This is a genomic window from Pseudonocardia sp. SID8383, assembly GCF_009864975.1.
In the GTDB taxonomy this organism is placed as follows: domain Bacteria; phylum Actinomycetota; class Actinomycetes; order Mycobacteriales; family Pseudonocardiaceae; genus Pseudonocardia; species Pseudonocardia alni.
This window is the reverse complement of record NZ_WWFY01000448.1, coordinates 1-5,718: the sequence shown is the minus strand read 5'-3', so window position 1 is coordinate 5,718 and position 5,718 is coordinate 1. Positions and strand designations below refer to the sequence as shown.

The following is a 5,718-nucleotide window of genomic DNA, read 5'->3' as shown; positions in this document are numbered from 1 at the left end:
GGGCTCGTCCCGGCGGGCACCCCGTACCTGGTGCCGCGCCCGTTCGACGGCACCCGCCAGTTCCTCGACCTGGTCTCGCGGCACGTCGACTTCGCCGCCATCGGTCCGGACCCGGCAGGCACCGCGCCGCTGCTGCTGCTCGGCGCCGTCGACGTGCTGACGGGGGAGTTCCGGGCGTTCTCCAGCCGCACCGACACCCTGACCGCCGAGACCGTGCTCGCCTCGGCCGCGATCCCCACCCTGTTCCGCGCGGTGCACACCGCGGGCGGCGTCCACTGGGACGGGCTGTTCTCGCAGAACCCGCCCACCCGCGACCTGCTCGACACCGACCCCGACGAGCTGTGGGTCGTGCAGATCAACCCGTCGGAGATCGACGACGAGCCGCGCAGCCCGATCGAGATCGCCGACCGGCGCAACGCACTGGCCGGCAACCTGTCGCTCAACCAGGAGCTCGGGTTCATCGAGACGATCGACCGGCTGCTCGCCGACGGGAGCCTCGGCCCGGACTCGGGCTACCGGCAGGTGACCGTCCGGGTGCTGGAGATGCCGGCCGGCGCGGTGCGGTCCCGGCTGCTCGGTGCCGCCTCCAAGATCGACCGCGACGTCGCGTTCCTCGACCACCTGCAGCGCCGGGGCGCCGCCGCGGCCGACCGGTTCCTCGGCGCGCTGGCCTTCGAACGGGCGGTGCGCGACGGCGACCCGGTCGCGCTCGCGGCCGCCGTCACCCCGGACGCGACCCTGACCTCGACCGCACCGTTCCGGGAGCGGCCGTCCCCGGTGCCGCTGCTCGCCCACCTCGGCGAGCTGCTCGACGGGGAGTTCACCGTCGACCCGACCCGCAAGCAGGTCGCCCGCGACACCGCGGAGTGGGCCGTGCGGGTGCACCGCGACGGCGGTGTCACCGACGGGCGGGCCGAGGCCGGCCTCGACGACGACGGCCGGGTCGTCGCGCTGCGGCTCGGGCCACGCCGCTGACCCCGGGCCCGGGGTCAGAACGGGATCAGCGGCACCACGACCAGCCGCGCCAGCAGCACGGCCACGAACACGATCAGCACCGACAGGTCGAGTCCGACCGCGCCCATCCGGACCGGCTGGACGCGGCGGCGGATCGGGGCGACGACCGGCTCGGTCAGGCCGTGGGTGATGCGGCGGGCGGTGTCGAGCACGGCGCCGCCGCGCCCGGAGCCGAGCACGTCGATCCAGTCCACGACGACCCGGGCGACCAGCACGAGCTGGAACAGCCCCAACAGCCAGGACAGCAGGTAGGCGACCATGTCCCCATCGTCCCCTTTCCGGCTGAGAGTCCGGTGAGAGACGGCTGAGACCAGGGCCCGGTACCGGGCTCAGACCTCGACCAGGACCGTGAACGGGCCGTCGTTGACCGACTCCACGGCCATCTGCGCGCCGAACTCCCCGGTCCCGACGGCGGCGCCGCGCCCGCGCAGCGCGGCCACCACCGCGTCGACGACCGGCTCGGCGTCCTGCGGGCGGGCCGCCGCCGACCAGGACGGCCTGCGTCCCTTGCGGGTCCCGCCGTACAGGGTGAACTGGCTGACCACGAGCAGCGGGGCATCGGCGTCCGCGCACGAGCGCTCGTCGCGCAGGATGCGCAGCTCGTGCAGCTTGCGAGCCATCGTGTCGACCTTCCGCGCGGTCGCGGCGGGATCGGTGCCGACGTCGTCGGCGTGCACGCCGAGCAGCACCAGCAGCCCGGGCCCGATCTCACCGGACACCCGCAGCGGTGTGCCGTCGGGCGCCTCGACCGTCACCGACGCCCGTCGTACGCGGGCGACGACGGCCCTCACCCGACCGGCCCCGACGGCGACGCGGCCGCGGTCCGCGCGGGCACCGGGTGCGGCCAGCCGTCGACCGGTTGGAGCAGGCCGTGCCGGACGAACTCCCGCACCGCGGGCAGCGTCGCCGCGACCAGCGCGTCGACCGGCAGGTCGTGGGCGTAGGACAGCAGCGCGAGCAGCTCGGACAGCGGCAGGTCGCCACGGCAGCCGGCCAGCAGCGCCGCGGCCGGGGCGTCGACGGGGTGTTCCCAGCCGGGGCCGCCCCAGCGGCGCACGGTCGTCGACAGCTCGGCCCAGCCGCCGTCCGGGTCGACCGACGAGGCCGACTCGAGCACCGTCTCCGGGGCGAGCAGCAGCCGTGCGCCGAGCAGGTCCTCGTCGCGGGTGTGGGCGCGCAGCCAGTCCACCCGGTCCAGCCAGCCGGTCATCTCCCGGCCCAGGCCCTCGCCCAGCTCGCCGGGCAGGTCCTCGACCACGACGGTCGGCTCGCCGTCGGTGCGGCGCAGCATGAGGAAGCCGAACCCGACCCCCTCCACCCGCTCGGCGGCCATCCAGTCCAGCCACGCCCCGGCCTGCTCGCGGGCCGCCCGGGAGGTCGGGACCAGCCCGGCGTCGCGCTGCCAGGTGCCGACGTGCAGGCCCGGATCGACGACCTCGCGCTGCAGGACCCAGGCGTCGACGCCGTCGGGCAGCCAGGACCGCACCCGGTCCGGCCAGTCCTCGCCGCGCACGTGCAGCCACGACCCCAGCAGCTGCGCGACCCCGCCCGGGTTGAGCAGGCCGGGCAGCTCACCCAGCAGTCCGGCCAGCGCGGAGTCCCCGGCCGCACCGGAGTCGCGGTAGACGTAGTCCACCCGCGGCGGGCCCGGCACGAACGGCGGGTTGGACACCACCTGGTCGAAGCGCTCCCCGGCCACCGGGGCGAACCACGGGCCCTCGCGCAGGTCGACCTCCACCCCGGACAGCCCCAGCGACAGCCGGGCCAGCGCCAGCGCGCGCGGCAGCACGTCGGTCGCGGTGACCCGCAGCGCGTGCCGGGAGCCGTGCAGCGCCTGCACCCCGCAGCCGGTACCCAGGTCGAGCAGGGTGCCGACCGGGCGGCGGACGGTCGCCGCGGCCAGCGTCAGCGACGCCCCGCCGACGCCGGTGACGTGCTCGCGGTCCTGCCGCGCGGCCGGGGTGTCGATGTCGGACACCACCCACCAATCGGTGCCCGGCTCGCCGTCGGCGCCGGGGCCCTCGCCGTAGGGACGCACGTCCAGCGCGGCCCGGATGCCCTCCGGGGTGCGGCGCAGGATACGGCCCTCCAGCAGCGGGTCCAGGTCGCCGAGCGCCGCGGTCACCGCCGGCTCGGGCTCGGTGTCCTCCAGCAGGAACAGCCGCACCAGGGTGCCGAGCTCCCCGCCGTCGCGGCTGGCCCGGGCGGCGGGCTCCGGCTCGCCGCGGGTCAGCGCGTCGTGCGCGGAGCGGCCCAGCAGGGCGCGCACGCCGTCCGGGGTGTAGCCGGCGTCGAGCAGACAGCCGCGGACGCGTTCGATGTCACCGGCGTCGAGATGGGGGAGCACCCCCCCATTGTCGCGTGCCATCCTGTGCGGCATGAGCGGGATCTGCATCGCCCAGGAACCGGAGGCCGACGCGCTGCTGGAACGCGAGCCCCTCGCGCTGCTGATCGGCATGCTGCTCGACCAGCAGATCCAGATGGAGGTCGCGTTCCGCGGCCCGCTGAAGCTGCACGAGCGCCTCGGCGGGCTCGACGTGCGCGTCATCGCCGACCACGACCCCGAGGGTTTCGCGACGCTGGCGACCACCCCGCCCGCCATCCACCGCTACGGCGGCTCGATGGCCAGGCGGGTGCAGGAGATGTGCCGCGCGATCGTCGAGGACTGGGACGGGGACCCGGCCGCGATCTGGACCCGCGACGACCCCGACGGGCGCGAGGTGCTGCGCAGGCTCAGGGCGCTGCCCGGCTACGGCGAGCAGAAGGCGAAGATCTTCGTCGCGATCCTCGGCAAGCAGTACGGGGTCACCCCGGACGGCTGGCGGGAGGCCGCCGGGGACTACGGCGCCGACGGCACCCGGCTCTCCGCGGCCGACGTCGTCGACTCCCGGACCCTGCTCGAGGTGCGCGACACGAAGAAAGCGATCAAGGCCGCGGCGCGCGAGAAGAAGGCCGCTGCGGCGAAGTGATCCGCCGGCAGGGCTAGCATCACGGGCGTGCACAAGGTTCCGGAGGCGCTCGCCGGCGCACGCGTGATCGACCCGGACCAGGTCTGCGACGCCGTCGCGGTGCTCGCCGACGCCACCAAGGTGGCCGAGGTCGCGACCGTCCTGGACGTCCTGGGCGAGGTCAACCGCCTGTCGCTGCTGCTCGCGCTGCAGCATGCCGGGGACCTCTGCGTCTCCGACCTCGCCGTCGCCGTCGGGATGAGCGACTCGGCCGTCTCGCACGCGCTCCGCCTGCTGCGCGCGCACGGCATGGTCACCGCCCACCGCGAGGGGCGGCTGGTCCGCTACCGGCTGACCGACGGGCTCGCCCGCCGCGTGCTGGAGATCGTGTCGGCGGTCGCCGTCGCCCCGGGCGCGCTGCATGCGCACGGCGCCGACGACGGGGATGCGTCGTGACGCCCGCGATGATCGAGCAGGTCCGCCCGCCGGTCCCGGCGGAGAAGCTCGACCACGAGATCGCCCGGCTGCTCGGCGCCCTCCAGTCGGTCTACGATGACGGCTGGTACCCCGAGCTCGAGGTCGTGCGCCCCTGGTCGACGCACAACCCGCGCATCTCCGGGGAGTTCGCCCGCCCGTGCGCGATCCGCCGCTACCTGCACCGGGAGCTGCGCGGTCTGCTCGCCGCCGGGGCCACCGTCACCGCTCGCGCGGCCCGCCCGGCCCGGGCGTTCACCGACCCGGAGTTCTTCGCCGCGCTCGACGAGGACCGCTTCGACCTGCGGGTCAAGAAGCTGTTCCTGTTCGGTCCGGAGCGCATGGCGCTCTCGCTGGACCGCCTCTCGCACTACACCGGCACCCCCGCCGAGTCCTTCCAGCGGCACGTGCTGTTCACCAACTACGCGATGCACGTCGAGTCGTTCCTGGAGCGCTTCCCCGACGCCGAGCGGCCCGACCGCGCCGGCGTCCAGATGCCCGCCTACCACCACGCGGGCGCCGACGGCGACGGCGTGACCCTGGTGAACATCGGCGTGGGCCCGGCCAACGCCAAGACCGTCACCGACCACCTCGCCGTGCTCCGCCCGGACACCATGATCATGATCGGGCACTGCGGAGGCCTGCGGAACCGCCAGGAGCTGGGCGACTTCGTGCTGGCCACCGCCTACCAGCGGGCCGACCACGTGCTCGACGAGGTGCTCCCGGCCGACGTGCCGGTCATCCCGAGCATCCGGCTCAACGGCTACCTGATGGATGCGCTCGGCGCGGCCGAGGCGACCTGGCGGCCGGGGGTCGTGCACACCACCGACAACCGCAACTGGGAGTTCAACCAGGCCGCGACGCTGCACCGGATGCGGCTGGCCCGCGCCGTGGCGGTGGACATGGAGTCCGCGACGATCGCCGCCAACGGGTTCCGCTACCGGATCCCGAACGCGACCCTGCTGTGCGTGTCGGACAAGCCGCTGCACGCCGAGCCCAAGCTGGCCGGCGGCGCGCGGGCGTTCTACGAGGCGAGCAAGCGCAAGCACCTCGGGATCGCACTGGACGCGCTGGACCGGGTCCGCGACGAGCACCCCGACGGCCTGCCCGGCTCCGAGGTCCGCTCCGCCGACGAGCCGCTGCTCGGCAACGGGCCCGACGGCGCCTGACCGGCGGCCCGGGCACGGCGGGGGTCAGAGCGGCCGCGTGTACCCGGCCCGGTCGGGCTCGTAGCCCAGCCGCGCCAGGAACCGGTGCGGCCCGTCCCCGGCGGTGTCCCCGG

At 75.2% G+C, this 5,718-nt stretch carries 7 protein-coding genes; 4 read left to right on the top strand and 3 right to left on the bottom strand.

The window, feature by feature from the left end; translation table 11 throughout:
* Positions 1-975, top strand: a 975-nt coding sequence (locus GTW08_RS10905) for a patatin-like phospholipase family protein (protein WP_161151846.1), incomplete at its 5' end; no start/stop codon positions are given.
* A 14-nt stretch (positions 976-989) separates the two neighbouring features.
* Here GTW08_RS10905 and GTW08_RS10900 read toward each other — a convergent pair.
* From GTW08_RS10900 to GTW08_RS10890, 3 genes are all read right to left on the bottom strand, one after another.
* Complete coding sequence (locus GTW08_RS10900) at positions 990-1,274, bottom strand: YggT family protein (protein WP_062402520.1); 285 nt, start codon at positions 1,272-1,274, stop codon at positions 990-992.
* Between the two features lie 69 nt (positions 1,275-1,343).
* On the bottom strand, positions 1,344-1,805 hold the full coding sequence (dtd, locus tag GTW08_RS10895; protein ID WP_073577051.1) for a D-aminoacyl-tRNA deacylase: 462 nt from the start codon (positions 1,803-1,805) through the stop codon (positions 1,344-1,346).
* Positions 1,802-3,361 carry a DUF7059 domain-containing protein gene (locus GTW08_RS10890; RefSeq protein WP_073577050.1) on the bottom strand — a complete coding sequence of 520 codons (1,560 nt, stop codon included), beginning with the start codon at positions 3,359-3,361 and terminating at the stop codon, positions 1,802-1,804. The genes dtd and GTW08_RS10890 overlap by 4 nt, the downstream gene beginning before the upstream one ends.
* Positions 3,362-3,392: 31 nt before the next feature.
* Between GTW08_RS10890 and GTW08_RS10885 the strand changes: the two genes are divergently transcribed.
* Genes GTW08_RS10885 through GTW08_RS10875 form a run of 3 tightly spaced genes read left to right on the top strand, consistent with a single transcriptional unit; the run spans position 3,393 to position 5,605 of the window.
* Positions 3,393-3,983 carry an HhH-GPD-type base excision DNA repair protein gene (locus GTW08_RS10885; protein WP_073577049.1) on the top strand — a complete coding sequence of 197 codons (591 nt, stop codon included), beginning with the start codon at positions 3,393-3,395 and terminating at the stop codon, positions 3,981-3,983.
* A gap of 27 nt (positions 3,984-4,010) precedes the next feature.
* The gene (locus GTW08_RS10880; protein ID WP_062402532.1) at positions 4,011-4,418 is read left to right on the top strand and encodes an ArsR/SmtB family transcription factor; all 408 of its coding nucleotides are present in this window, start codon (positions 4,011-4,013) and stop codon (positions 4,416-4,418) included.
* Positions 4,415-5,605: an AMP nucleosidase gene (locus GTW08_RS10875; RefSeq protein ID WP_083658879.1), complete on the top strand. Its 1,191-nt coding sequence runs from the start codon at positions 4,415-4,417 to the stop codon at positions 5,603-5,605. Before GTW08_RS10880 ends, GTW08_RS10875 begins: the two co-directional genes overlap by 4 nt.
* The last annotated feature ends 113 nt before the right edge of the window (positions 5,606-5,718 follow it).